At 68.3% G+C, this 24,460-nt stretch carries 24 protein-coding genes; 3 read left to right on the forward strand and 21 right to left on the reverse strand.

The genetic code is table 11. The features are described from left to right. Positions 1–155: 155 nt before the first annotated feature. The 11 genes from AB0N61_RS16740 to rplU form a co-directional block, all read right to left on the reverse strand. On the reverse strand, positions 156–440 hold the full coding sequence (locus tag AB0N61_RS16740) for a hypothetical protein (RefSeq protein ID WP_167942700.1): 285 nt from the start codon (positions 438–440) through the stop codon (positions 156–158). A 100-nt stretch (positions 441–540) separates the two neighbouring features. Next, positions 541–1,230 carry an SDR family oxidoreductase gene (locus AB0N61_RS16745; RefSeq protein ID WP_167942699.1) on the reverse strand — a complete coding sequence of 230 codons (690 nt, stop codon included), beginning with the start codon at positions 1,228–1,230 and terminating at the stop codon, positions 541–543. Between the two features lies 1 nt (position 1,231). After that, the gene (gene rsfS, locus AB0N61_RS16750; protein WP_167942698.1) at positions 1,232–1,615 is read right to left on the reverse strand and encodes a ribosome silencing factor; all 384 of its coding nucleotides are present in this window, start codon (positions 1,613–1,615) and stop codon (positions 1,232–1,234) included. Further along, positions 1,615–2,754: a hypothetical protein gene (locus AB0N61_RS16755; protein ID WP_363365488.1), complete on the reverse strand. Its 1,140-nt coding sequence runs from the start codon at positions 2,752–2,754 to the stop codon at positions 1,615–1,617. The genes rsfS and AB0N61_RS16755 overlap by 1 nt, the downstream gene beginning before the upstream one ends. Beyond that, positions 2,751–3,353 (reverse strand): nicotinate-nucleotide adenylyltransferase, encoded by a 603-nt coding sequence (gene nadD, locus AB0N61_RS16760; protein ID WP_053096575.1) that lies wholly within the window; start codon positions 3,351–3,353, stop codon positions 2,751–2,753. Before nadD ends, AB0N61_RS16755 begins: the two co-directional genes overlap by 4 nt. 6 nt (positions 3,354–3,359) lie before the next feature. Beyond that, a complete protein-coding gene (locus AB0N61_RS16765) occupies positions 3,360–3,584 on the reverse strand; it encodes a hypothetical protein (RefSeq protein ID WP_053096577.1) in 225 nt (74 codons plus the stop codon). 66 nt (positions 3,585–3,650) lie between these two features. Then, positions 3,651–4,904, reverse strand: coding sequence for a glutamate-5-semialdehyde dehydrogenase (locus tag AB0N61_RS16770; protein ID WP_363365489.1), 1,254 nt, complete (start codon positions 4,902–4,904; stop codon positions 3,651–3,653). A 9-nt stretch (positions 4,905–4,913) separates the two neighbouring features. Then, positions 4,914–5,699: a glutamate 5-kinase gene (proB, locus tag AB0N61_RS16775; protein WP_363365490.1), complete on the reverse strand. Its 786-nt coding sequence runs from the start codon at positions 5,697–5,699 to the stop codon at positions 4,914–4,916. Continuing rightward, entirely contained in the window at positions 5,696–7,198 is a 1,503-nt protein-coding gene (gene obgE, locus AB0N61_RS16780; RefSeq protein WP_363365491.1) for a GTPase ObgE, read from the reverse strand. The genes proB and obgE overlap by 4 nt, the downstream gene beginning before the upstream one ends. 107 nt (positions 7,199–7,305) lie before the next feature. Beyond that, on the reverse strand, positions 7,306–7,563 hold the full coding sequence (gene rpmA, locus AB0N61_RS16785) for a 50S ribosomal protein L27 (protein ID WP_017202370.1): 258 nt from the start codon (positions 7,561–7,563) through the stop codon (positions 7,306–7,308). 19 nt (positions 7,564–7,582) lie between these two features. Continuing rightward, positions 7,583–7,891 (reverse strand): 50S ribosomal protein L21, encoded by a 309-nt coding sequence (rplU, locus tag AB0N61_RS16790; RefSeq protein ID WP_185274833.1) that lies wholly within the window; start codon positions 7,889–7,891, stop codon positions 7,583–7,585. Positions 7,892–8,102: 211 nt separating this feature from the next. On the opposite strand from rplU, the gene AB0N61_RS16795 reads away from it, so the two are divergent. Beyond that, the gene (locus AB0N61_RS16795; RefSeq protein WP_167942693.1) at positions 8,103–8,369 is read left to right on the forward strand and encodes a DUF4031 domain-containing protein; all 267 of its coding nucleotides are present in this window, start codon (positions 8,103–8,105) and stop codon (positions 8,367–8,369) included. Here AB0N61_RS16795 and AB0N61_RS16800 read toward each other — a convergent pair. Next, complete coding sequence (locus AB0N61_RS16800) at positions 8,334–10,784, reverse strand: Rne/Rng family ribonuclease (protein WP_363365492.1); 2,451 nt, start codon at positions 10,782–10,784, stop codon at positions 8,334–8,336. The two genes, AB0N61_RS16795 and AB0N61_RS16800, sit on opposite strands and share 36 nt — an antisense overlap. Before the next feature lie 281 nt (positions 10,785–11,065). Here AB0N61_RS16800 and AB0N61_RS16805 point away from each other — a divergent pair, with 281 nt between their 5' ends. Then, complete coding sequence (locus tag AB0N61_RS16805; protein WP_363365493.1) at positions 11,066–11,683, forward strand: vitamin K epoxide reductase family protein; 618 nt, start codon at positions 11,066–11,068, stop codon at positions 11,681–11,683. A 70-nt stretch (positions 11,684–11,753) separates the two neighbouring features. Here the strand turns inward: AB0N61_RS16805 and ndk are convergent, their stop codons facing one another. The 5 genes from ndk to AB0N61_RS16830 form a co-directional block, all read right to left on the reverse strand. Then, the gene (gene ndk / locus AB0N61_RS16810; RefSeq protein WP_017830321.1) at positions 11,754–12,170 is read right to left on the reverse strand and encodes a nucleoside-diphosphate kinase; all 417 of its coding nucleotides are present in this window, start codon (positions 12,168–12,170) and stop codon (positions 11,754–11,756) included. Between the two features lies 1 nt (position 12,171). After that, positions 12,172–12,594 (reverse strand): DUF4233 domain-containing protein, encoded by a 423-nt coding sequence (locus AB0N61_RS16815; protein ID WP_363365494.1) that lies wholly within the window; start codon positions 12,592–12,594, stop codon positions 12,172–12,174. Next, positions 12,582–13,934 (reverse strand): folylpolyglutamate synthase/dihydrofolate synthase family protein, encoded by a 1,353-nt coding sequence (locus AB0N61_RS16820; protein ID WP_363365495.1) that lies wholly within the window; start codon positions 13,932–13,934, stop codon positions 12,582–12,584. Before AB0N61_RS16820 ends, AB0N61_RS16815 begins: the two co-directional genes overlap by 13 nt. Next, complete coding sequence (gene ileS / locus AB0N61_RS16825) at positions 13,931–17,296, reverse strand: isoleucine--tRNA ligase (RefSeq protein ID WP_363365496.1); 3,366 nt, start codon at positions 17,294–17,296, stop codon at positions 13,931–13,933. The genes AB0N61_RS16820 and ileS overlap by 4 nt, the downstream gene beginning before the upstream one ends. Before the next feature lie 369 nt (positions 17,297–17,665). Beyond that, complete coding sequence (locus AB0N61_RS16830; protein WP_363365497.1) at positions 17,666–18,490, reverse strand: DUF559 domain-containing protein; 825 nt, start codon at positions 18,488–18,490, stop codon at positions 17,666–17,668. Positions 18,491–18,839: 349 nt separating this feature from the next. On the opposite strand from AB0N61_RS16830, the gene AB0N61_RS16835 reads away from it, so the two are divergent. After that, a complete protein-coding gene (locus AB0N61_RS16835) occupies positions 18,840–19,490 on the forward strand; it encodes a pentapeptide repeat-containing protein (protein ID WP_363365498.1) in 651 nt (216 codons plus the stop codon). On the opposite strand, the gene AB0N61_RS16840 is transcribed toward AB0N61_RS16835, so the two are convergent. From AB0N61_RS16840 to AB0N61_RS16855, 4 genes are all read right to left on the reverse strand, one after another. Beyond that, the gene (locus tag AB0N61_RS16840; protein WP_363365499.1) at positions 19,480–20,988 is read right to left on the reverse strand and encodes an ABC transporter ATP-binding protein; all 1,509 of its coding nucleotides are present in this window, start codon (positions 20,986–20,988) and stop codon (positions 19,480–19,482) included. The genes AB0N61_RS16835 and AB0N61_RS16840 overlap by 11 nt on opposite strands. Beyond that, entirely contained in the window at positions 20,985–21,797 is an 813-nt protein-coding gene (locus tag AB0N61_RS16845; protein ID WP_363365500.1) for an ABC transporter permease, read from the reverse strand. Before AB0N61_RS16845 ends, AB0N61_RS16840 begins: the two co-directional genes overlap by 4 nt. Then, positions 21,794–22,735, reverse strand: a complete 942-nt coding sequence (locus AB0N61_RS16850; RefSeq protein WP_167942683.1) for an ABC transporter permease — start codon at positions 22,733–22,735, stop codon at positions 21,794–21,796. Before AB0N61_RS16850 ends, AB0N61_RS16845 begins: the two co-directional genes overlap by 4 nt. A 103-nt stretch (positions 22,736–22,838) precedes the next feature. Then, complete coding sequence (locus tag AB0N61_RS16855; protein ID WP_363365502.1) at positions 22,839–24,449, reverse strand: ABC transporter substrate-binding protein; 1,611 nt, start codon at positions 24,447–24,449, stop codon at positions 22,839–22,841. Positions 24,450–24,460: the final 11 nt, after the last annotated feature.

Here is a 24,460-nt window from a genome sequence, read left to right on the forward strand (position 1 = left end):
AACCATTTTTACTCCAGGGTTACTGTATTTCAGAGTTGTGATCTCCGTACCTCACCGTGGGGGGGCGGAGCAGCGGCGGGTTTAGGACCCCTGAGCCCCCCCCCCCCACGCCCCTGCGCGGCAGGCCCCTCCCCGGGTCCTGCCGCGCAGTCTGTTCAGGTCGCGAGAAGAGGAGGCAGATGCGGAATGGCGATGGGCCTCGTCGCCCTGCTCGAATCCTGAACCCGCGTCACCTCTTCGAGGACTTCGTAAGCGGTGGTGTACCGCGCTGCAAGAGGCAGATCGCGAAGCCAGACGACCTCGACCTCGGTCTCCGCGTATTCGTACACGCATGCCACCACGTGCCGCGGATCGTTCGTCTCGTACCGCCGGTCGTTGATCACCCACTCCGACGGTGTGACGCGATGCAGCACGTATCTAGGATCTGGATCTCCGGACATGTGATTCCCTCCACGACTCTCTCCCCACTCAAGATCATCCCTGCTCGGACCGAAAGGTCACAGGGGCTTGACAGTTGAGAGGAGAGACCTCAGAGAGATGTCACGCCCGAGGGCGGATGGTGAGATCCGTGAGGGCAGCGTCGTCGGGAAGGTCGAGCGCTGTGAGGATCGTGGTCGCGACGGAATCCGCCGTGATGAAACGCTCGGGGTCGTAGTCACGCCCCTCCTGCTGGTGCACCCGCTCCTGCATGGGCGTCGCCGTGCGGCCGGGATAGATCGACGTGACCCGCACACCATGCTCGCCCTCCTCTGCGCGCAGTGCATCGGCGAGAGCCTTGAGACCGTGTTTGGACGCGGCATAGGCCGACCAGCCGGCGTGCGCGTTCAGCCCCGCACCGGAGTTGACGAACACGACCCGAGCGCGTGAGACGCGTAGCACCGGCAGGAGCAGTCGGGTGAGTTCGGCGGGGCCGACGAGATTGACCGCCAGTTGACGCTCCCAGAGATTCGCCGGCAGGTCGGCCACTGATCCGAGGTCGACGACGCCTGCCGCGTGCACCAGCGAGTCGATGCGCTCGGGAAGTGCCTGCTTCGACAGGGCCCACGACAGCCTGCCCGGCTGGGCGAGGTCACCGACGACCGCCGAGGCCCCCGGCAGCGCTGACGTGATCTCCTTGGCGCGCCCCGCATCGCGGGCCAGCACCACGACCTGATCGCCTCGTTCGAGGAGGCGGCGCGCGACGACTGCACCGATGCCGGATCCGGCACCGGTGATCAGGTGGACGCTCATATCAGTCGCGGTCTGCGGCGGCGGAGTCGGCGAGCTCGAACGGAACGACAGGGCAGTCCTTCCACAGACGCTCGAGGCCGTAGTAGACGCGCTCCTCCTGATGGAAGACGTGGACGATCAGATCTCCGAAGTCGAGCAGCACCCAGCGGGCCTCTGCTCGCCCCTCGCGGCGAACCCGCTTGTGACCGGCTTCGATGAGCTTGTCCTCGATCTCATCGGCGATGGCGGCGACGTTGCGCTCGCTGTTCCCGGTGACGAGCAGGAAGATGTCGACAAGCGGCAGAGGCTCCGACACGTTCAGCGCGACGAGATCCTCACCGCCCTTCGAGACGGCTGCATCTGCTGCGAGCTGCAGCATCTCTTCGGCGTTTTCAGGTGACTGCATCAGAACACATTCGTGGTGAAGGCGACGATCAGGGACACGCCCAGCGCGAGCGCGAGACCACCCGCCACGATCGCGAGGATGAGCATGAGTTTGTTGCCCTTTTCGGGGGCGGGCGGGCGGATGACCTCGCCTGCGGGCTTGATGGTGCTGACCGCTGAGCTGGCGGCGATCGGCGTGGGCGACGATGCCGGGGGCAGCTCGCCGTCGATCAGCACGGCGTCGACGTCCTTGCCGTCTGTGGTGCCGTGCGCGTGGCCCTGCGAGCCGAGGCCCTTGGGCAGCTCGTACGAGCCGGTCACGAGGATCTCGCCTGTGGAGGCGACGGGACCCGAGAGCGAACCGTCTCCCGGGGAGGGGTTGAAGATCAGGGTGTTCGGAGCGAGGTGCTGGGAACCCGTCGAGTCGCCGGCGGTCAGCAGCTCGTCGAACGACGGAGAGAAGGGCTTCCTGGTCGCCGCGTCGTCGTCCAGGAGTCCCTGCCCGAAGGCGGAGTTGACGGTGGGACGCTCCCCGTCTGCGAGGTCGTCATCGTCGGAATCACCCACGTCGGACAGCACGTCGTCGGCGCCGACCTCGTCAGCTGCGTCGATCGTGTCGGCCTCGATGCCGAGCTCGGCGACGGCCGCGGTGGTGTCGCCGGCGTCAGCAGCGACCGGCTCGCCGTCATCGACCGCCGCATCGAGGTTCGCCTGCGCGCTGACCGGAGCGGGGAGCTCCACCCCGGATGCGTCGTCCTCATCGTCTTCCGAGGCCACGGGCAGGTCACCCGCGTCGACCTCGACGGGCGGCGCCTGCTCCGGTGCCGCCGCCTGCGCGTCGCCATCCGACGCCGCGGACTCCTCCGCGTCGTCGACCGGAACGGAGCCGGTCATGGACCGCTCGCGCTCGCGGACCTGTCGGCGCGTCAACGGCGTGGCGCCGGGCTCGATGTCACTGCCCTCCGCAGGCGCCGGATGCCGAGAAGGCACGGCCTCGACGGCGTCGTGCTCCTCGGGCTGCGCCGGCGCGGGCGGGGGAACAGCAGCAGCGGCCGCCGCGGCCTCCTCCGCTGAGATGACCGGTGTCGAGCCGGTCAACCGGATCTCTCGCAACTGCTTTCGCGTCAGCGGACCCTGACCCTGCTGATCCGATGTACTCATGCCTTGCTCCGATACAGATGATGCTTCGCGATGTATTGAACGACTCCGTCGGGGACCAGGTACCAGACCGGCTCGTCATCACGGACCCGCGCCCGGCAGGCCGTCGACGAGATGGACAGCGCCGGCACCTCCAGTTGGCTGACGTTGTCGCTCGGGAGGCCGTCAGTGCTCAGAACGTGTCCTGGACGCGAGACCGCGACGAAGTGTGCCAACTCCCACAGTTCATCATGGTCCCTCCAACTGAGAATTTGCGCCACGGCGTCGGCGCCCGTGATGAAGAACAGCTCCGCGTCAGGGCGCTTCTCCTTCAGGTCGCGGAGGGTGTCGATCGTGTAGGTCGGACCTTCACGATCGATGTCGACCCTGCTCACGGTGAACTGCGGGTTGGATGCTGTCGCGATCACCGTCATCAGGTAGCGGTGCTCGCTGGGGGTGACGTCGGACTTCTGCCACGGGTGCCCCGTGGGGACGAACACGACCTCGTCGAGATCGAACGAGTGGGCGACCTCGCTCGCAGCGACCAGGTGCCCGTGGTGGATGGGGTCGAACGTGCCACCCATCACACCGATGCGCGCCGGGCGCGAGGTCGTGTCATTCATGCGGGCCTAGTGGCCGTGCCCCGCCTCGTGGCCGTCCTTGCCGTGCCTCGCCGCCCAGGCGTCGGCCTTGGCGGAGTGTCGGTTGGCGACGTTCTTGTACGACAGCGTGACCAGTCCGAGGAAGGCGAAGACGATGATCGCGATCACGCCGAAGATCAGCGTCTCGAGCTGGACATTGCCGTGGTGCTCGGTTTCGGCAGCGACCATCGCGATCTGTGCGACGAGGTTCATCCTGACTCCGTTTCGTGGCTGGCGGGCATGGCTCACGGAGAGCCACAGCGCCCCCTAGTCTAGCCCTCAGCCGCGCGTCTGCCCTGCCCCACGCGCCAGCCATTTCGTGCTGGTCAGCTCGGAAAGCCCCATCGGACCCCGCGCGTGCAGCTTCTGCGTCGATATGCCGACCTCGGCGCCGAACCCGAACTCGCCCCCGTCGGTGAACCGCGTCGAGGCGTTGACCATGACGACCGCCGAGTCGACCTCGGCGAGGAACCGCTCCGCGTTGCGCGAGTCGGTGGTGATGATCGACTCGGTGTGACCTGTGCTGTATCGACGGATGTGGTCGAGCGCGTCATCGAGCGTGTCGACGACCTTGATGGCGATGTCGAGGCTCAGGTACTCGGTCGCCCAATCCTCCTCGGTGGCGGGTATCACGTTCGAGACGAGGCCGACGACCATGTCATCGCCATGGACGGCCACGCCCTCGCTCTGCAGTGCACTGGCGACGAGCGGGACGAGCCGTGGCGCGGCCTGGCGGAGCACGAGCACCGTCTCGACGGCATTGCACACACTCGGACGCTGCACCTTCGCGTTCACGACGATGTCCCGCGCCCAGTCATCCGGAGCGCTCTCATCGAGGACGATGTGCACGTTGCCGGCGCCGGTCTCGATCACCGGCACGGTCGCCTCGGTCACGACGGTCTCGATCAGCCCCGCACTGCCGCGAGGCACCAGCACATCGATGAATCCACGTCCGTGCATGAGCGCGGTCGCGCCGTCACGACCGAAGTCGTCGACGGTCTGCACCGCTTCTGCGGTGACGCCCGCCCCCTGGAGCGCCTCGCGCATGGTCTCGACGAGCACCGTGTTCGACTCCCTCGCGGCGCTGCCGCCGCGCAGGACCACCGAGTTCCCCGAGCGCAGCGCGAGCGCTGCGATGTCGACGGTGACATTGGGACGCGCTTCATAGATCGCACCGACCACTCCGAACGGCACCCGCACCTGCTCGAGGGCGACGCCGTTGGGCATCCGGTGTCCTCCGACCACACGACCGACAGGGTCCGGAAGAGCCGCCACCTGACGGACCGCCGCAGCGAGGGCGGCGACGCGCTTCTCATCGAGGCGCAGTCTGTCGATGAGCGAGCCGCCGATGCCATCGGCCCGACCGCGCTCGATGTCGCGGCCGTTGGCCTCGATGATCACGGCAGCGTTCGCCTCGAGTGCGACTGCTATGGCCTCGAGAGCGCGTGCCTTGTCGTCGCTGGTCAATCTGGCCGTGGCGCGGGACGCCTCTTTGGCACGCTCGAGGCGCACCTGCGGAGTCTGGTCGGTCATCCGCCCAGTCTAGGAGAGCGCGGGTTCGAACCAGGTCCCGATGTCGTCGCCGGCGAGAGCCTTGTCGACGAGGTCGGCACTGGTCACGAGCACTCCGATCCCGGACGCGGCAGCCAGGCGCGCTGCCGACACCTTCGTGGCCGCTCCCCCGGTGCCGACGCTGTTGACGACCGTCGAGCCGAATTCGAGCCCCGAGAGGTCGGCGTCCGGTGCGACGATGTCGATGGGCTCAGCCGACGGGTCAGAAGGCGGCTTGGTGTACAGCGACTCGATGTCGCTGAGCAGCACGAGCGCATCCGCCTCGATCAACTGCGCCACGAGCGCGCCGAGGCGGTCGTTGTCGCCGAAACGGATCTCCTGCGTCGCCACCGTGTCGTTCTCGTTGACGATGGGCAGGATGCGAAGACCGAGCAGGCGCTCCATGGCCCGCCGAGCATTGCTGCGGGACGTCGGATTCTCGAGGTCCCCTGTCGTGAGCAGCACCTGACCGGCGACGATGTCGAAGGGACGCAGTGCCTCCTGATAGCGGTACACCAGGATGTTCTGTCCGACGGCGGCGGCGGCCTGCTGCGTCGCCAGGTCGGTGGGGCGAGCGTCGAGACGCAGGAACGGGATGCCCGTGGCGATCGCGCCGGATGAGACGAGGATCACCTCGGCTCCGCGCGCGTGCGCTGCCGCCAGAGCCTCCACCAGCACGGGGATGCGCCACGAGGACTCGCCGCTGATCGACGAGGAGCCGACTTTCACGACGATCCGTGAGGCTGTGGCGAGATCCGCCCTGGTGCGTGCGGTCACTCGCCGTCCTCGCGGTAGGCCGCGAGTCGCTGCGCCTCGACCTCGGCACGCGCTTCAGCCTTGGCATCCATGCGCTCGTAGTACGTCTCGCGACGCTCCGAGGTGGTGCGACGGCTGTTCGGGGCGAGCCGAGGGTCGGTGCCTCGCGGTGCCGTCATGAGCTCGGCGGCCGACGTCATGGTGGGCTCCCAGTCGAAGACGATGCTGTCGCCCTCACCGATGACGACCGTCGACCCCTGCACGGCGCCGAGACGGAAGAGCTCGTCTTCGACGCCCAGCTTCTCGAGTCGGTCGGCGAGGTAGCCCACGGCCTCCTCGTTCTGGAAGTCCGTCTGCTGCACCCAGCGCACGGGCTTCTCGCCGAGGATGCGATAGACGTTGCCGTACGTGCCGCCCTCGACGCGGATCTCGAAGCCCTTCTTCGGGCCGCGCGGACGAAGGACGACACGCTCGCGGGGCACCTCGGTCGCAGCGAGCTCGGCACGATGCTGGTCGACGATCTCGCCGAGTGCGTAGGTGAGCGGGCGCAGGCCCTCATGCGAGACGGTCGAGATGTCGAAGACACGGAATCCGCGGGCCTCGAGGTCGGGGCGCACCAGATCGGCGAGGTCGCGAGCCTCCGGCACATCGATCTTGTTTAGCGCGATGAGCTGCGGACGCTCCAGCAGCGGAGTCTGCCCTTCGGGAACCTCGTATGCCGAGAGCTCGCCGAGGATCACGTCGAGATCCGAGATCGGGTCACGGCCCGGCTCGAGGGTCGCACAGTCGAGGACGTGGAGAAGCGCCGAGCAGCGCTCGACGTGCCGGAGGAATTCCAGCCCGAGACCGCGTCCTTCGCTGGCTCCTTCGATGAGGCCGGGGACGTCGGCGACGGTATAGCGGGAGTCCCCTGCCTGCACGACGCCGAGGTTGGGGTGCAGCGTGGTGAAGGGATAGTCGGCGATCTTCGGTCGCGCCGCCGAGATCGCGCCGATCAGGCTGGACTTGCCGGCGGACGGGTATCCCACCAGGGCGACGTCGGCGACGGTCTTGAGCTCGAGGACGACGTCTCCCTCGTACCCGGGGGTGCCGAGGAGGGCGAAACCAGGCGCCTTGCGCTTGGGCGTGGCCAATGCGGCATTGCCGAGCCCGCCGTAGCCGCCCTTGGCCACCACGAAGCGCTCGCCGGGCTCGATCATGTCGATGAGCACGTCGCCGGCGGTGTTCTTCACGACCGTGCCGACGGGAACCGGAAGTTCGAGGTCCTCGCCCATGAATCCGGCCCGGTGGTCGCCCATGCCGGGGCCGCCGTTGCCGGAGCTGCGGTGGGGCGAGTGGTGGTACGACAGGAGCGTCCCCGTCTGGGTGTCTGCGACGAGGACGACGTCGCCGCCGTCGCCGCCGTTGCCACCGTCCGGGCCGCCGAGGGGCTTGAACTTCTCGCGATGCACCGAGACACAGCCGTTGCCGCCCTTGCCCGCGCGCAGGTGCAGCGTCACGGTGTCGACGAAGCTGACCATGTCTCTCTCCTCAGTAGATTCGGTCCGGAACGTGGATCCGGCCGTATACGCAGATTCGGGACGGGCCGAAGCCCGCCCCGAATCGGATGACTAGTGTCGCGCTGTGATCACTCAGCAGCGGCGACGATGTTGACGACCTTGCGGCCGCCCTTCGCGCCGAACTCGACCGCGCCCGCGGCCAGAGCGAACAGCGTGTCGTCGCCACCGCGGCCGACGTTCACACCGGGGTGGAAGTGCGTGCCACGCTGACGGACGATGATCTCGCCGGCGAGAACCTGCTGTCCGCCGAAGCGCTTGACGCCAAGTCGCTGTGCGTTGGAGTCACGACCGTTGCGGGTGGAGCTTGCGCCCTTTTTATGTGCCATGTCCTGGTCTCCTCGGTCTTTACTTGATGCCGGTGATCTTGACGCGCGTGAGCTCCTGGCGGTGGCCCTGACGCTTCTTGTAGCCGGTCTTGTTCTTGTACTTCTGGATGACGATCTTCGGGCCGCGGAGGTTGCCGATGACCTCTGCCTCGACCTTGACCTTCGCCAGCGAGTCAGCGTCGGTGGTCACCGAGGCGCCGTCGACGAGCAGCACGGCGGCCAGCTCGATCTTCTCGCCCTGGGCAGCCTTGACACGGTCGAGCTGAACGATCGTGCCGACCTCGACCTTCTCCTGCCGCCCACCGGCGCGCACTACTGCGTAAACCACTTCATACCTGTTTCGTTGGGGAGCTCGCGGCTCCGAGATCTCACGGGAAGACTGTTGCTTGCATGCGTCGTGGAGCGACGGGTACGAACGCAAGACTCTCCGCTTCGACCGTCGAGGACGACGCGGCATACGCACCAAGGGACTACTTTACCGGATGCGGGACACTGTGGCAAAACGCGCCGCCCGGTGTGTCCAGCCATAGGCTGGACGGATGACCGTTCTCGTGGATGACCCCCTGTGGCCCGCACACGGGCGCCTGTGGGCTCATCTCGTGAGCGATGACAGTCTGCAGGAGCTGCACGCCTTCGCGAAGGCGCACGACGTGCCCGCGCGCGCGTTCGATCTCGATCACTACGACGTTCCCGAGGAGCTCATCCCCCGGCTCCTCGCCGCCGGCGCACAGCATGTCGGCGGCAAGGAGCTGGTCAGGCGATTGATCGCCTCAGGACTGCGAGTCCCCGCCCGCGACCGGCGCTGACGGCTCGGAGTTCACCGAGACCGGGGTGCCCGTGAGTGCAGCCGTCGACACGCGACGACGACCGCGGCCCTGGCCCGGTGCCTTCGGCTCGGGAAGGGCATCGAGCACCGAATCCAGCAGAGCCTCGGCGGGAGACTTCGGCGACGACTTGCGCTCGGATCCGCGCTTCTTGCGGGGCTTCTTGGCGCGCTCCTGCGGAGCGGTCGCCTCCGGCGCCTCGACGGCGGGGGCGGCGGCCTCCACGGGTTCGTCGGCGTTGGGCGTGCGGGTCGAGGCGGCGATCTGCGCGAGCGCGGACTTCGCCCCTTCGGGGATGCTGTGGGTCGTCACCGCGGCCGGAGCGGCGCTCTGCGACTGACCGTTCCCGCCGCGCTGGCGGCGGTTGGACTGCGAGTTGCCGTTGCCGTTGCCGCCGCCATTGCCGTTGCTGCTCGCGCGATGCTTGACCACCGGGTCATGGTGGACGATGACGCCGCGGCCGGCGCAGACGTCGCATGCCTCGCTGAACGTCTCGAGCAGACCGAGGCCCAGCTTCTTGCGGGTCATCTGCACGAGGCCGAGCGAGGTGACCTCGGCCACCTGGTGCTTCGTCCGGTCGCGGCTGAGGCATTCGATCAGGCGACGCAGCACGAGGTCACGGTTGGACTCGAGCACCATGTCGATGAAGTCGACGACGATGATTCCGCCGATGTCGCGCAGCCGCAGCTGGCGCACGATCTCCTCGGCAGCCTCGAGGTTGTTCTTCGTGACCGTCTCCTCGAGGTTTCCACCCGAGCCGACGAACTTGCCGGTGTTGACGTCGACGACGGTCATGGCCTCGGTGCGGTCGATGACGAGGGAGCCGCCGGAGGGCAGCCACACCTTGCGATCGAGCGCCTTCTCGATCTGCTCCGTGATGCGGAACGCGTCGAACGGGTCGGTCTCGTCCTCGTACGACTCGACGCGCTCGAGGAGGTCGGGGGCGACGCTCTCGAGATAGGCGCGGATCGTTCGCTGCGCATCCTCGCCCTGGATGAGCATCTTCGTGAAGTCCTCGTTGAAGACGTCGCGGACGATCTTGACGAGGAGATCGGGCTCGGCGTGCAGCAACGCCGGAGCCTGCTGGTTCTCGACCTGCTTGCGGATGTGCTCCCACTGGCTGGTCAGGCGCTGCACGTCGCGCGTGAGCTGGTCTTCGGTCGCGCCCTCGGCCGCGGTGCGGACGATCACGCCGGAGGACTCCGGCAGGACCTCCTTGAGGATGCGCTTCAAGCGCGTGCGCTCGTTGTCGGGCAGCTTGCGGCTGATGCCGTTCATGGATCCGCCCGGCACGTACACGAGGTAGCGGCCGGGGAGCGAGATCTGGCTGGTCAGGCGAGCACCCTTGTGGCCCACCGGATCCTTGGTGACCTGTACGAGCACGCGGTCGCCCGCCTTCAGTGCGAGCTCGATACGGCGCGGCTGGTTGCCGGTCTCGACGCCGTCCCAGTCGACCTCGCCGGAGTACAGCACGGCGTTGCGGCCGCGACCGATGTCGACGAACGCGGCCTCCATGCTCGGCAGCACGTTCTGGACGCGACCGAGGTAGACGTTGCCGATCAGCGAGGCATCCTGATTGCGCGCGACGTAGTGCTCGACGAGCACGCCGTCTTCGAGCACGCCGATCTGCGTGCGTCCGTTCTTGGAACGGACGACCATCTTGCGGTCGACCGACTCACGGCGCGCGAGGAACTCGGCCTCGGTCACGACCGGGCGGCGACGACCTGCATCCCGTCCGTCGCGACGACGCTGCTTCTTCGCCTCGAGGCGCGTGGAGCCCTTGATGGCCTTGGGCTCGGTGATGTACTCCACGACGCGCTGGCGCGGCTGGCGCGGCTCATCGCGCTGCTCGCGCGGCTCACGCTGGTCACGGGAATCGACGTCATCCGAACCGCCGCGACGACGACGGCCGCGGCGACCGGCAGGCTCGTCCTGATCGCGGTCCGCGATGCGGTCGAACACTCGCTCGCGACCCGTGCGCGCGGGGAGCGGCAGCACCTCGGGAGCGTAGAAGTGCAGCTGCGTCGAGACCTGCGAGACAAAGACCTCGGGGAGCAGGCCCAGCGACACGGCGGTGACCGGCTTGACCTCCTCGGGCTTGGACTCCTCGGGCTTCTCCTGCTTCTCGGGCGCGGTTGCCTCGGCCTGCTCGGCAGCAGCGTCAGGCACGTCCTCCGCCGGAGCCTCCTCCGCGGGAGCCTCCTCCGCCGGAGCCTCCTCCGCCGGAGCCTCCTCAGCCGGAGCCTCCTCAGCCGGAGCCTCCTCCGCGGGAGCCTCCTCCGCCGGAGCGTCGGAAGCGACCGTCTCCGAAGCGTCGGCGACTACCTCTGCGGGCGCGTCAGCATCCGCAGTGAAGTCGAGGGTAGGGGCGTCGTGGTCATTGTTCTCATCGGCCATCTCTGGCTTGCTCCTCGCGCGGAAACTTCGTGTTCCGCTAACTCTCATGCGACACCCGCAGGTGCCGCGAACTCATTCGGTGTGCGACCGGCCCATGGCTCTGATCGCGAGGGGCATACGGCCCCGAAGTCTGCGTCGATGCCCGCCACGACGGGGTCGAGCGATGCATCACAGGCCATTATCGCACCAAGTGCCCCGGTTCGCGGCATCGTCGCGACTCCGCGTCGTTTTCTCCGGCGCGCTCACGTCCGATACATAGCGATCGCTGAGAGAATCCACACATGAGCGAGCAGCGCACCCGCCCCGTCGTCTATGCCGTGTGGTTGATCATCGCGAGCGTCATCGGATGGTTCGCCGCCTTCCAGCTCACGGTCGAGAAGTTCATCCTGCTCGAGAACCCGACCGATGCTCTCGCCTGCGACGTCAGTCCTTTCATCCAGTGCAGCAAGAACCTCGGATCCTGGCAGGGTGAGATCTTCGGCTTCCCCAACCCGCTTCTCGGACTGACCGGGTGGATGGCCCCGCTGGTGGTCGGAGTGGCGATCCTCGCAGGAGCCCGCTTCCCGCGGTGGTTCTGGGCCGCCTTCGGCGCCGGCATCACCTTCGCATTCGGACTCGTCTGCTGGCTGATCGGTCAGAGCCTGTATGCGGCGAACCTCGGGGTGCTCTGCCCGTGGTGCATGGTGACATGGGCGGTGACGATCCCGACCTTCTTCGCCACGATGCTCCATCTGACCCGCAACGGAACCTTCACGCGCAACCGGAAGACGCAGGAGCGCGCCGACAAGCTCATGGTCTGGGTTCCGCTGGCGACCATCCTCGCCTACGCCGTCATCATCACGATGGCTCAGCTGCAGGGTCTCGACTTCCTCGGCGAGATGGCGCGGATCATCTTCTGATCCCGAACCCCGGACGCGACGAAGCCCGCCGCACGATCTCGTGCGGCGGGCTTCGTCGTATGCGGGTCGCTCAGTCGAACCAGATGCCGAGCTCGCGTGCAGCCGACTCGGGGCTGTCCGAGCCGTGCACGAGGTTCTGCTGCACCTTGAGGCCCCAGTCGCGGCCGAAGTCGCCACGGATCGTGCCGGGCGCAGCGGTGGTGGGGTCGGTCGTGCCGGCGAGCGAGCGGAAACCCTCGATCACACGGTTGCCTGCGAGGCGGATCGCGACCGACGGACCCGAGAGCATGAACTCCAGCAGCGGCTCGTAGAACGGCTTGCCCTCGTGCTCCGCATAGTGCTCGGCGAGGAGGTCGCGGTCGGGCTCGACCAGGCGGATATCGACGAGGGCGTAGCCCTTCGCTTCGATGCGTGCCAGGATCGCGCCGGTGAGGCCGCGGGCGACGCCATCGGGCTTGACGAGGACGAGGGTTTCTTCGGTGGCCATGTCATTCACTCTCTGTCTGAGTCTCAGTCGTGGACCCGTCGGGACGTCGTCCGTCCAATCGGGCCCCCATGATCGTCGCATACCCCCACATGCCGCCGAAAACCACGACGACGAGCAGGATCGCGGGGACCAGGATAGCCGCCAGCGCGATGACGACCTGCAGGATCCAGCCTGCGGTGATGGCCCACGGCTTCGTGATCATCCCGGCGAGGGCGAGGCAGGCGAGTCCGACCACGGCACCGCCGACGATCCCCCACCACTGCGGGATGCCCGGTGGCAGCGTCTTCAGACCGAAGATCGTGAGCCCCGCCAGGAACACGACGATCGACTCGAAGCCCAGCACGATCGGCGCCAGCTTCTGCACCAGGGTGCGCGGCGGACGCGGCGCACGCGCCGACTGCGATGCAGCGCTCACGCGCGCCATCCCGATTTCCAGTCTTCTTCCTCGGCGAGGGCGATCGCCTCGCCCGCGAGCACGACCGAGCCGGCGATCACGACGGCCCGGCGATCCGATGATGCCGCCCACTCGCGAGCGGCGTCGGCCGCATCCGCGAGCGTCGGATGCACGGTCGCTCGCTGCCCCGTCGCCTCGACGAGATCGGCGATGAGATCCGCGTCGCTCGCGCGGTCGGACTCCGGTGCAGTCGCGAACACGTGCGCGGCTGCGGGTGCGAGCTTCGCGACGATGCCCGCGGCGTCCTTGTCTGCGAGCACGCCGAGGACCACTCCCCACTCGTCGAAGTCGAAGCTGTCGTCCATCGCCTGCACGAGCGCCGCCGCGCCGTGCGGGTTGTGCGCGGCATCCACGATCACCGTGGGCGCGATGCCCAACAGCTGAAGGCGTCCGGGCGAGGTGGCACCCTGCAGACCCTCCGAGATGATGTCGGCGGCGATCGGCTGCTGCGCCCCGCCGATGAGGGACTCCACGGCGGCGACCGCCAGGGCCGCGTTATGCCCCTGATGCGCTCCGTACTGCGGCAGATACTCCTCGACGTACGCACCCGCGAGACCGCGGATGGTGATCAGCTGCCCGCCGACGGCGAGCTTCTGCTCGGCGAGGCCGAAGTCCTCACCCTCGAACGCGATCGTGGCGTTCTTCTCCGCGGCGACGCGGCGCAGCACCTCGGCCGCCTCCGCAGGCTGCTCCGCCGAGACCACGGCCGCGCCGTCTTTGATGATCCCCGCCTTGACCGCCGCGATCTCGGCGATCGTGCCGCCGAGACGATCCGCGTGGTCGATGTCGATGGGCGCGAACACCGCGACATCCCCATCGGCCGTGTTCGTCGAGTCCCACTCGCCGCCCATTCCCACCTCGAGGACGAGCACATCGACGGGAGCATCCGCGACCGCCACGAACGCGAGCACGGTGAGCAGCTCGAAGAACGTGAGCGGCTCTTCGCCGGCCCCTTCGAGCTCGGCGTCGACGATCTCGACGAACGGCTCGATCTCGTTCCAGGCGTCGACCACTGCGGCATCGTCGATCGGCTCGCCGTCGATCACGATGCGTTCGGTGAAGCGCTCGAGGTGCGGGCTGGTGAAGAGGCCTGTGCGAAGCCCGTGGGCACGCAGCAGGGTCTCGATCATGCGGGCGGTTGAGGTCTTGCCGTTCGTGCCCGTGATGTGGACGACTCGATACGTGCGCTGCGGGTCGTCGAGATACGCCAGGACGCGCGCGGTGCGCTCCTTGCGCGGCTGCACCCAGCGCTCCCCCGCACGGCTCAGCAGCGTGGCGTAGACCGCATCGGCCTTGTCTCGTGCGCTCATGCGACGGGCTCCTTGCTCGTGACGTCGATCGTGACGATGATCGGACGCTTGTCGGCGCCGAGGGCGGTCGCCCCGCTGCGGAAGACGCCGTCGCCGGGGCTGGCGACCTGCTGCACGAGCGCGTCCATCTCGTCGGTCGCCTCCACCGCGAACGCGATCGCCAGGGTCTCCGCCGCGATCAGGTCCGCATGCGCCTGCAGCGCCTCGGCATCGGCCGGAGACACGTTCAGCGCGAGAACGATGCGGTCGCTCACGTCGAGGTCCGCGTTCTTGCGGGCCTCCTGCACGACGCGGATGGCATCTCTGGCCAGTCCCTCGGCCTCGAGCGCGGGGGTCGTCGTCGTGTCGAGCAGCACGAATCCACCGCTCGGCACGATCGCGAGAGCCTCACCCTCGGGTCGGCCGGTGGTCTCGAGCACGAGGTCGTACTCGGCCGGCTCGAGCGCGATGCCCCCTGCGGTCACCACGCCATCGGCCTCGGACCAGTCGCCCGCCTTCGCGGCCTTGATGACGGTCTGCACGTTCTTGCCGAGACGGGGACCCGCTGCGCGCGCGTTCACACTGAGCCGGTGGCTGATGCCGTAGTCCGCCGCCGTCGTGCCCGACTGCTCGACGAGCTCGACCGACTTGACGTTCAGCTCCTCACGGAGGATGTCCTCGAACTGCCCGAGCGTGGCGGCCAGAGGCGACACGACCGTGAGGCGCGCGAGCGGCAGCCGCACGCGCAGCTTCTCCTTCTTGCGCAGCGCGTTGCCGACGCTCGACAGCTCGCGGACGGCATCCATCGCGTCGCGGATCTCATCCGCCGCGGGGAACGCGGTGTCATCCGGCCAATCCTGCAGGTGCACGCTGCGTCCGCCCGTGAGCCCCTGCCAGACGCGCTCGCTGATGAGCGGCACGAGAGGCGCGGCGACCCGGGTCAGGGTCTCGAGCACGGTGTAGAGGGTGTCGAAGGCATCCGTGCTCGATCCCTCCCAGAACCGGTCGCGCGAGCGGCGGATGTACCAGTTGGTGAGCACCTCGGCGAAGTCGCGCAGACGCGCGGATGCCGTGGTCGAGTCGAGGCCTTCGAGGTCGGCGCGCACCTCGCGCACCAGGTCGCCGAGACGAGCCAGGATGTAGCGGTCGAGGACGTCGGTCGAGTCGGTGCGCCAGGTCGCCTCATACCCGCCGGGCTGCGCCGCGTTCGCATACGTCGCGAAGAAGTACCAGGAGTTCCACAGCGGGAGCAGGAACTCGCGCACGCCGGAGCGGATGCCCTCTTCGGTCACCGCGAGGTTGCCGCCGCGCAGCACCGAGCTCGACATGAGGAACCAGCGCATCGCATCGGAGCCGTCTCGGTCGAGCACCTCCGAGACATCCGGATAGTTGCGCAGCGACTTCGACATCTTGTAGCCGTCGTTGCCGAGCACGATGCCGTGGCAGCTGACGCCCGTGAAGGCCGGGCGATCGAACAGCGCGGTCGACAGCACGTGCATCACGTAGAACCAGCCGCGGGTCTGCCCGATGTACTCGACGATGAAGTCGGCGGGGGCGTGGGTGTCGAACCACTCCTGGTTCTCGAACGGATAGTGCACCTGTGCGTACGGCATCGAGCCGGAGTCGAACCACACGTCGAAGACGTCCTCGATACGGCGCATGGTGCTCTTGCCGGTGGGGTCGTCGGGGTTCGGTCGCGTCAGGTCGTCGATGTACGGGCGGTGCAGGTCGATCTCACCCTCGGGGTTGCGCGGCAGCGTGCCGAAGTCCCTCTGCAGCTCGTCGAGCGAGCCGTAGGTGTCGATGCGAGGGTACTCGGGGTCGTCGCTCTTCCAGACCGGGATGGGCGAGCCCCAGTAGCGGTTGCGGCTTATCGACCAGTCGCGCGCGCCCTCGAGCCACTTGCCGAACTGGCCGTGCTTCACGTTCTCGGGCACCCAGGTGATCTGCTCGTTGTTCGCGAGCAGATCGTCCTTGATGTCGGTCACGCGGATGAACCAGCTCGACACCGCCTTGTAGATCAGCGGATTGCGGCAGCGCCAGCAGTGCGGGTACGAGTGCACATAGCTCTGCTCGCGCAGCAGACGGCCCTCGGTGCGCAGAAGTCGGATGAGCGGTGTGTTCGCGTCCATCCAGAGCTGCCCGGCGACGTCGGTGACGTTGGGCAGGAAGCGCCCGCCGTCATCGAGAGAGAGGATCGTCGGGATGCCGGCGGCACCCGCCACCCGCTGGTCGTCCTCACCGTAGGCCGGAGCCTGGTGGACGATCCCGGTTCCGTCGCTGACCGTGACGTAGTCGTCGACGAGGACCCGCCAGGCGTTCTCGGTGCCGTAGGTCTCGGCGTCGGCGTAGTAGTCGAAGAGCCGGTCATACGTGACGCCGTCGAGGTCCGCGCCGCGCACGGTGGCGTGGACCGCGGCGAGCGCATCGTCGAGGCTCTCGTAGCCGAGCTCCTTGACATACCCGCCCAGGAGCTCGCGGGCGAGGAGATAGCGGTGGGCCGACGCCTCGACGACGGCATCCGTGGTTCCCTCGGGCGCGTGCACGTCTGCGGCGCCGCCGGGCCCCGCGGGCAGCACGACGTACTCGATGTCGGGACCGACGGCGAGTGCGAGGTTGGTGGGAAGCGTCCAGGGCGTGGTCGTCCAGGCGAGTGCCCGCACGGCAGTGAGGCCGAGCGCCTCGGCCTTCGCACCGGTCAGCGGGAACGTGACCGTGACCGACGGATCCTGGCGATTCTGGTAGACGTCGTCGTCCATGCGCAGCTCGTGCGCCGACAGCGGCGTCTCATCGCGCCAGCAGTACGGCAGCACCCGGTATCCCTCGTAGGCGAGCCCCTTGTCGAACAGGGTCTTGAACGCCCACAGCACGCTCTCCATGTAGCCGAGGTCGAGCGTCTTGTAGCCCCGCTCGAAGTCGACCCAACGGGCCTGACGCGTGACGTAGTCCTGCCACTCGTGCGTGTACTTGAGCACCGAGTCCTTCGCCTTCGCGTTGAAGACGTCGATGCCCATCTCCTCGATCTGGCTCTTCTCGGTGATGCCGAGCTGCTTCATGGCTTCGAGCTCGGCGGGCAGGCCGTGCGTGTCCCAGCCGAAGACACGGTCGACCTTCTTGCCGATCATGGTCTGGAAGCGCGGGAACACGTCCTTGGCGTACCCCGTGAGCAGGTGCCCGTAGTGCGGCAGACCGTTGGCGAACGGCGGGCCGTCGTAGAAGACCCATTCGTCGTCGCCCTCGCGCTGCTCGATCGAGGCGCGGAAAGTCTGGTCGGTCTCCCAGAAGTCGAGCACCTCTCGCTCGATCTGAGGGAACCGAGGGCTCGGGGCGACGGAGGCAGCCTGGTCGGCGGCGGGGCCGAAGGAGGAACGCGGGTAGGTCATGTCGTCTCGCAGGAGTCGTGGCGGATGCTGCTGCGAGGACGACCCGCCGGGAATGTCGTCCCGGGGACCGCGGTACCACCTCGCGTGCCGCGCCTCACGGCGGAGCCACTCTCACTGCGGCTGTGACGGGCCTGCCCCGCTCGGTTCTACTGAGCCCACCCTCGCGGACCGTTCTTCCGAGAGCTCCCCGGTGATGTCCGGATCGATGCTCGTGCCTCCCATTGTACGCGCGGTGCGGCGCGTGCGCCTCCCCCTCGGCCGGTCACGGGCGCCGCCCGCACGGCGTCGCCGATTCGCACCGACGTCGCATTCCCCTCGCGCATCTCTGCGACCCCGGTGCGACTCTGCGACCCACCACAGATCCGTGGCTCACGCCGCGCCGGTCTTGCGCGCGCGATGCAGTCCCTGGGCGACAGCACGCATGATGAGGTCCTGCACCACGTGCCACTCGCGGATCACCTGGTGGTATCCGATCCGGATCACGTGATACCCCCTGAGCTTCAGTTCCGCGTCGTGGCGGTTGTCCTCGTTCCGCCGTGCGCCGACGTGCGTCCCGCCGTCGATCTGGATCACGAGCCTCGCCCCGATCAGGGCATCGACACGGTGGCCCGCGATCCAGACCTGGAAGTACAGCGGAATTCTGAGCCAGCTGAGTCGCGATCGGAGATACGTCTCCAGACCGGCATCCGAGAACGGCCAGGCATCGCGCAGAAGGCGCCGCGCCGCCGGTCGCCACGTCAAGCCCTCGAGAACCTCCCTGGTCACGAGACCCAGGTTGAGCGCCGACTCCCACGAGGCCAGAGCCTGTTCGTACGGCTCGCAGACCGCGATCATGGCCAGCACATTCTCAATCGGATCCTCGAGCGAATCCGGGTGCCGCGGCACCGTGGGCGCCGACCAGTGCACTCGCACTCCCCTCGGCTTTCCTCCTCGACTCCCGGGCGTCGCACCGAGGTGCACACCCGGGTGCTCGTCGTGCACCCATACTCCGAGCCGACGCGCCTGCGTCCCGCATGTCAGGACGACTCCTCGGCTCGCGGCAGCGACCAGCATCCGATCTGCGCCGGGCAGAGCCACCCACCCCACTCGGACGCGCTCGATGACGCCCTCCACGAGCGCCGTGTCGATGTCGTACCGGCTGACGCCGCGATCGTGCAGCCTCTCGACTCTCGCGATTCCGTTCGCGTCGCCCATCGCTGAAAGGAGCCGCTGTCGCCGGGAAGGTCGCATTCGGAGATCATGTCGCCCGCCCCGACTGCCCGGGCGCCCTGTCGGCGCCGCCTGTGGAAGACCTCCGCAGGTCACGTCCGGTGCAGGAAGGGCCGTCACTCGTCCTGCTTCGACCGGGAGTCCCGCACCCGCTCGCAGAGTGTCAACCTGGTCGCCAGATCTCGGCGGGGTCGGCCTGGAGGAGGTCGCAGAATCGCAACGATGTCGCGGGGAAGCGGGCAGTTCCCTGCGACATCGACGCGATCCACGACCGGCTGCAGATCGCGACCGACGGACCGGAAGCGATGTCGCACCCACGGCCTACCCTCGAAGCATGGCCCGCTCCCCCGAATCTCCCGCGGCTCCCCGCGTCTCACCGCCCGACCTCCCCCGGGAGTTCGAGCGCGCGAGCCCGCGCCGAAGCGCCGATCTGCTCGCCGCGCGGCTCGTCCTCGAGGTCACCGCGGATCTCGCGCACGCATCACTCGAGCAGTGCACGATCACCGCCGACGCGGACTCGGTCGACCTCACCGGCGCCACCCTCATCGATGTCGACATGTCGGACGTGCGCATCGCATCGCTCAGGATGCGGGATGCCGGCATCCGTCGTGTGCGCATCAGCGGCGGACGCATCGGCACGCTGGATCTGAGCAGCGCGCGCATCGACGAAGTGGAGCTGCGAGACGTGAGGATCGACTACCTCAACCTGGGGGCGTCGAAGGCCGCCGACGTCGAGATCACCGCGTGCAGCATCCGGACCATCGACATGCCTCAGGCCGAGCTCACCCGCGTGCGCTTCGTCGACACGCGTTCCGACGAGGTCGACTCGCGCGGTATGCGTGCCACGCACGTCGACCTGCGTGGGCTCGACGCGTCGGCGTTCCTCGACACGAACAGCCTCCGCGGCACGACACTGACCAGCTTTCAGGTGCAGCAGCTGGCACCGGTGCTCGCCGCGGGGATCGGCATCCAGGTCAGGGACTGACCGGACGGTTCGCGTCGAGCAGCTCCTGGGTGAACGGATGCCGGGGCGATTCGAACACGTCGGTGACCGAGCCCTGCTCGACGATGACGCCGTCCTGCATCACGAGCACCTCGTCGGCGACCGCGCCAACGACATCCAGGTCGTGCGACACGAAGATCATGGTCAGCCGACGCTCGCGCCGCAGGCGCAGCAGCAGCTGGAGAACACGCTCCCGCACCGACGGGTCCAGGGCCGACACCGGCTCGTCCAGCACGAGCACGTCAGGCTCCGCCGCCAATGCCCGTGCGATCGCCGCTCGCTGTCGCTGTCCGCCCGACAGCGCGATCGGTCGACGAGTCGCCAGCACGGGGTCGAGATCGACCTCGGCGAGAAGCTCGGACACTCGCGAGGCCCGCAGCGCGCGAGGCACACCGCCGGCGGCGAGCGCCTCTCGCAGCGACCGCCCGATGGTCCATCGAGGATCGAACGCGCCGAGCGGATTCTGGTGCACGAGTTGCACGCGGTGATCCCCGATCCACCGCAGTGCGCCGTGGTCGGGTCCCTCGACGCCGACGATCATTCGCGCGAGCGTGGTCTTGCCTGACCCCGATTCGCCGACGATCCCCAGTGTGCGCCCCTCGTGAACCGCGAACGACGCCTCGGTCACCGCGGCGAACTCGTCGAACGTCTTGCCGAGGCCGGTCGCGAGGAGCACGGGCGTCATCTCCTCGGTCGAGATCCTCCGGGGCTCGTGAATCGTGGCGGCGATCAACTGCCGCGTGTATGCGTGCTGCGGATCGTCGAGCACCTGCTCGACGGGCCCGGATTCGACCACCACACCGTTGCGCATGACCAGCACCCGATCGGCGATCCGGCGAACGGCCGCGAAATCGTGGCTGATGAACACGATCGCGGTGCCGGCGTCTGCGATGTCGCGGAGGAGCCCGAGGATCCGCGCCTGCACGGTCGTATCGAGAGCCGTGGTCGGCTCGTCCGCCACGAGGATCGCGGGTTCGGCGGCGATCGCCGAGGCGATCAGCGCACGCTGCCTGAGACCTCCGGAGAGCTCGTGCGGGTACTGCCGCGCTCTGCGGGCGGCATCCGGCATCCAGACACGGTGCAGCAGCTCCTGCACCCGGTCGCGCAGCACCGCTCGGCCTGACTCGAGACGGTGGAGGCGCAGCGGTTCGGCGATCTCCGAGCCCACACGCTGCAGAGGGTCGAGCGAGACGAGGGCGTCCTGCGAGACGAGCGCGATGCCCGCGCCGCGGAGAGATCTCCACCGCCGCTCCCCGAACCGCGCGACATCCGTCCCGTCGATGACGAGCCGCTCGAACCGCACGCGGGCGTCGGCAGGGGTCAGCCCCAGCAGCGCCCGGGCCGTGAGCGACTTGCCGGCCCCCGACTCACCGACGATCGCGACGCATTCGCCCCGCGCGACCGACAGCGACACCCCGTCGATCACGGGCGTTCCACCGAAGTCGATGCGGAGTCCCTCCAGCTCGAGCGCCGCGCTCACGTCGTCCGCCCCTCTGCTCTGGCTCGCAGGACCCGACCGACGATCGTCGCGCAGATCACGGTCAGCGTGATCGCGATCCCAGGGAACACCGCGATCCACCAGGCCTGTCCGAGCACGTTGCGTCCCCCCGCGAGCATGAGGCCCCACTCCGGAGTCGGTTCCGAAGGACCGAGGCCGAGAAAGCTGAGCCCGGCCGCGGCGAGGATGCTGGAACCGATGCCGATCGTCGCGAGCACGCTCAGGGACCCGAGCACGCCCGGCACCACGTGACGGACGAAGGCGGGCACGGGAGCCACACCGAGGATGCGGGCGGCCTCGACATGCTCGGCGCTGCGGAGCGTGCGCGTCTGCACCCGCGCGAGCCGGATGTAGACGGGGACCGCCGCGAGCGTCACGGCGACGGCGATGTTGACCGGTCCGGGTCCGAGCACCGCCACGACCACGAGCGCGACGAGGAACTCCGGGAAGGCCATGAGCACGTCGTTCACCCGCATGAGCGTCGCATCGACTCCCCGCGGAGCGAGCCCGGCGAGCGCGCCGATGAGCAGCCCGACGGCGAGCGCGATGCCCGTGGCCAGCAGACCGATGCCGATCGACCGTCCCGCGCCGTAGAGCACCCGCGAGTACACATCGCGGCCGCTCTGGTCGGTGCCGAACAGGTGCTCGGTGCTGGGAGGCAGGAGCGATGCGCGCACGTCGGTCTGGAGAGGGTCATGCGTGGCGAGGACACCCGGGAAGACCGCGACGAACGCGAGCACGAGCAGCACAGCCGCCGCGCACCAGAGCAGCGCGGTCTGCGCGCGCCTCACCGTGCACCTCCCCGTCGGGCGCGCAGCCGCGGATCGATGAGCGGATGCAGCAGCTCGATCACGAGGTTCACGATGACGAAGACGATGGCGCTGAGCAGGATGATCCCGGTGATCACCGGGAGATCGCGGTTCGTGATCGCCGCAAGGGTGACACGGCCGAGGCCCGCACGGGCGAACACGGTCTCGACGAGAACGGCTCCGCCCAGCACCGACCCGGTCAGGTAGGCCGCCAGCGTCACGGCGTTCGCGGCGCCGTGACGGAGTCCGTGCCGCCATGTGAACCAGGACGCGCTCGCCCCCCGCGCCCGCACGGTCTCGGCGAACGGCATCCGCTCGGCCTGCACCAGTCCGTCCCGGAGCACCTGGCTGAGCAGCGCAGCCACGGGAAGCGCGAGGGTGATGGCCGGCAGCACGATCGTCGCCGGATTGCGGGCACCCGAGACAGGGAACCAGCCGAGTCCGAATGCGAAGACGCTGAGCAGGATCAGTCCGATCCAGAACACCGGCGACGAGAGGATGACGAGCTCCATACCGGCGGCGACAGCTCGTCCTGTCTGGCCGCGCACCAGCAGAGCCACGGCGAGGGCGAGCAGCACGGCGATCACGAGAGCCAGCGCCGAGAGCTGCAGGGTCGCCCCGAGCTGGCGGCCGATGACCTCGGTCACCGGCATTCGGAGCTGATACGACTCGCCCAGGTCTCCCCGGGCGAGCTGACCGATGAACGTCAGATACTGCTCGAACGGGGGCCTGTCGAGGCCGAGCTCCGCGCGGATGCCGTCTTTGACCGCCTCGCTGACCTGAGCCTGCGGCCCGAGCATCACCGACACCGGATCTCCCGGGATGACGCGGAACGCGAGGAAGACGAGCGTCGCAGCGCCCCAGAGCACGATGACGACCGAGGCCGCGAGACCGGCGATGCGGACGAGCGCTGACTTCACCGGTGGCGCCCTCTCGACAGTTCCCGGGCGCCCTTCGGCAGGCGGCGCTCGCTCACGAACGATACCGCAGCGATCTGCCGAAGGGCGCTCGACGGTGCAACGGTCAGTCGACGCTCACGTCGTAGAACAGCGGCCGTCCGTAGAGGTCGTAGTCGAGACCGCTGACGCGCTCGCCGACGGCGGTGATGGCCGACGGGCTGTAGAGCGGGACGATCGCCGTGTACTCGGCGTTCCATTCCTGCAGCTGCGTGTAGATGCCGTTGCGCTCGTCCTGGTCGCTCGAGGCGACGGCCTGGTCGAGCAGAGCGTCGATCTCGGGATCCGCCACCTGCGAGGCGTTCTGGAACCCCTCGGTGTGCAGGTGCGCACGCAGGAAGTCGGGGTCGACGCCGGAGAATCCCCAGTCGGTCAGGTCGAACGTCTTCGGACCGTACTGCTCGTTGTAGGCGCCGGGCTCCAGCACCTCTCGCACGACCTCGAAACCGATCGCCTTGAGGTCGGACTGCACGGCGTTCGCCAGAGCGGCACGGTCGTCGGGAACCGGCGTCCACGCGATCCAGCGGGCCGACAGGCGCTGGCCGTCCTTCATGCGGATGCCGTCGCTGTCGCGCTCCGTCCACCCCGCCTCATCGAGGAGGGCGTTCGCCGCCTCCGCATCGAAGGGCCAGCTGCCCTCGAGCGAGGCGTCATAGCCGGGGGTCGTCGATCCGAGCACGCTCCACGCGCGCGGGAACTGTCCGAAGAAGATCTCGTCGACCGCCGCGTCGACGTCGATTCCCCGGGCGAATGCCTGGCGCACCTTCTCGTCGGCGAAGACACCGTACTTCTCGTTGAGGTACAGCGAATACGGCAGGCCGGGGTACTCGATCGAGTCCACGGTGATGCCGTCGCCGAGTTCACCCGCGAGGTTCGGGGGGATGTTGCTCGCGAGATCGGCCTCGCCGCTCTGCATCACGCCGGTGCGCACCGAGGCCTCAGGCTGGATCTCGACGCGCAGCGTCTCGACCTTCGCCGCATCGTCGCCGTGCGGACCCCAGGCGTAGTCGTCGTTCCGCGTGTACACGAGCTCCTGATCGGGCGTGTACTCCGTGAGCACGAACGGACCGGTCCCGACCGTGACGTCGGGACCCCCGGCCTTGAGCTGGTCGGCGGACTCGGCGAGCACGGCCGGCGAGTAGAACCCGAGTTGCGGCGTGCTGGCCGCCTGCAGGAACGGCGCATACGGCTGGGTGAAGCTCACCGTGACCGTGTGCTCGTCGATGACCTCCGTGCCCTCGTAGAAATCGGCTCCCAGCATCGCCGCCGCCTGTGCAGACTCCGTCTCGGGGTCCACGATGCGATCGAAGTTCGCCTTGACCGCCTCAGGATCGAAGGGCTCGCCATCGGTGAACGTCACGTCGTCACGGAGGATGAACGTGTACTCGGTGCTGTCGCCCGACACGGTCCACTCCTTCGCCAGCCACGGGCTGAACGAGCCGTCCTCCTCCTGGTAGATCAGCGAGTCGAGCACCGCGCGCTGCACCATGCCCGAGACATCGAGCTGACTCACCTGCGGATCCATGTGTCCGGCCGAGAGGTTCGCACCCTCGATCGACCAGACGAGCTCGCCTCCGTCGGACTCGGACGACGGCGTGGCGCAGGAGCTGAGCACAAGGGCGCTCACGGCGACGGTGGCGGCGAGCGGGATCACGCGGCGCAGGAAGGGGATGGGCATGCTGGTCCTCG

Origin of the sequence: Microbacterium sp. NPDC089320, assembly GCF_040684875.1 — a bacterium.
GTDB lineage: Bacteria > Actinomycetota > Actinomycetes > Actinomycetales > Microbacteriaceae > Microbacterium.